This is a genomic window from Bacillus sp. S4 (assembly GCF_040838205.1).
GTDB lineage: Bacteria > Bacillota > Bacilli > Bacillales > Bacillaceae_G > Bacillus_A > Bacillus_A cereus_U.
This window is the reverse complement of sequence record NZ_JBFPJI010000480.1, coordinates 1-1,779: the sequence shown is the minus strand read 5'-3', so window position 1 is coordinate 1,779 and position 1,779 is coordinate 1. Positions and strand designations below refer to the sequence as shown.

The window sequence follows — 1,779 nt, the reverse complement described above, 5'->3', positions numbered from 1 at the left end:
CTATATTTTTATACAAGTAGCTGTAAGAGTCTAGTTTCATCTCAAACAAATGAATGAATGAAACGTATTTAAAAATATTATAGAAAATAAATTCACAAACTTTTCACCAAATATTTTTAAATCCCGAAGAAATTTATCCCCGGGATTTTTTATATACTATTTAGCTGAAGTGAGATTGCTATTTTCTCCTTCTATCTGTTTTTTCTCTTTATAATAGACTCCATGTTCTTCTTTAATGAATAGCATTGCTATACCACCGATTACAGCAGCAGTCGCAATTGCCGCAAAATTATATTGAGGCAATAAATGCATGGAAAGAAGAATACCTACCAAAGTCGGAGCTACCACACCTCCAAGACGCCCAAAGGCCATTGTACTTCCTACTGCTGTTGAGCGCATATTACTAGGATAATATTGAGAAACGAATGCATTTGACATATTTTGTAGTCCAACAGAAGAAGCGCCAATTACTGAAATTAACAAAAACCCAACAAACATATTATTTACAAACCCGATGAGTGATAACGCAATTGCTCCACAGAAAAATAATGGGACAAGTACCTTTTTAAATCCGATTTTATCTACTATTGGACCGAAAATGAGTGTTCCAACAATAGCTCCAATTTGCATGACAGCTGTAAATGAGAGACTTGATTTAAGATCGTATCCTGACTGCATCATAAGCCTTGGTAACCATGTACTCATAGAGTAAATGAGTATGAAAGCACTAAAACATGAAATCCAAAACATAATTGTACTTACGGCACGCTTTTCCTCAAATAACTTAACAACAGGAGATCCTGCTTCTTTAGTTGATGGTTTTGTAAATTCAATTACCACATCTTTACTTAATTGTGGATTTACCTTAGCTATTACTTTTTTAGCTTCTTCTATTTTTCCTTTCATTAAAAGAAAACCTACAGACTCTGGAATGCTTCTCATTAAAAACGGGATAAACAATAACGGGATTCCTGCTAACCAAAAAACGGGCTCCCATCCTGCTGTCGTAAGAAGGGAACGACTTGTAAGTGCCGCTGTCATTGCTCCAACTGAATATCCGCAAAAAATAAAAGATACGATAGCAGTTCGAACTCGTTTCGGCGAGAATTCTGTTGCTATAGCAATTACATTCGGCATAACTCCGCCAAGCCCTATACCTGCAATAACACGGAAAATCGCAAACATTACAGGACCGTTCGCAAAACCAGCTAGACATGTAAATAGACTAAATAAGATTGTAGTTACTAGTATGATATTTTTACGACCTATTTTATCAGCTAATAAACCAAAGAATGCAGCACCAATTGCCGTTCCTATAGCTGTATAACTACCAATTGTCCCTGCTGTAACATCCGATATTCCCCACTCTTTAATGAGCGAAGGTACTGTTGCTCCATAAATAACAGCATCATATCCATCAAATGCAATTACGATAAATAACCAAAATATTAACCAAATATGCATGGAATGAATACGACTCTCGTCTATCACATTCATCGGGTTAATCGATTTCATCTTAATAGCCTCCTTATATGGGAATTTTCCCTTTCTTGTATTTCAACATCAGTAAACGCTTTCAATTACCTCCTCCTAAGTTTCTAAAAACTTTTCTGAATTTTCCGTATTTAAATTGTAATAACTACTATTAAAAATTGTTATCCGCTTTTTATAGGAAAAAGAAAAGTAATATTCCTATTTAATGCGGACGTCACTTCATAGGAATTAAAATTTGAACATAAAAAAGAGGTGCAATAAGCACCTCTTCTGCATGTATTTTAA

Annotated in this window: 1 protein-coding gene; it reads right to left on the bottom strand. The window is 34.8% G+C overall.

Annotated features, from left to right (window positions below; genetic code table 11):
• Nucleotides 1-156 precede the first annotated feature (156 nt).
• On the bottom strand, nt 157-1,515 hold the full coding sequence (locus AB3X48_RS21820) for an MFS transporter (protein ID WP_199715317.1): 1,359 nt from the start codon (nt 1,513-1,515) through the stop codon (nt 157-159).
• Nucleotides 1,516-1,779: the final 264 nt, after the last annotated feature.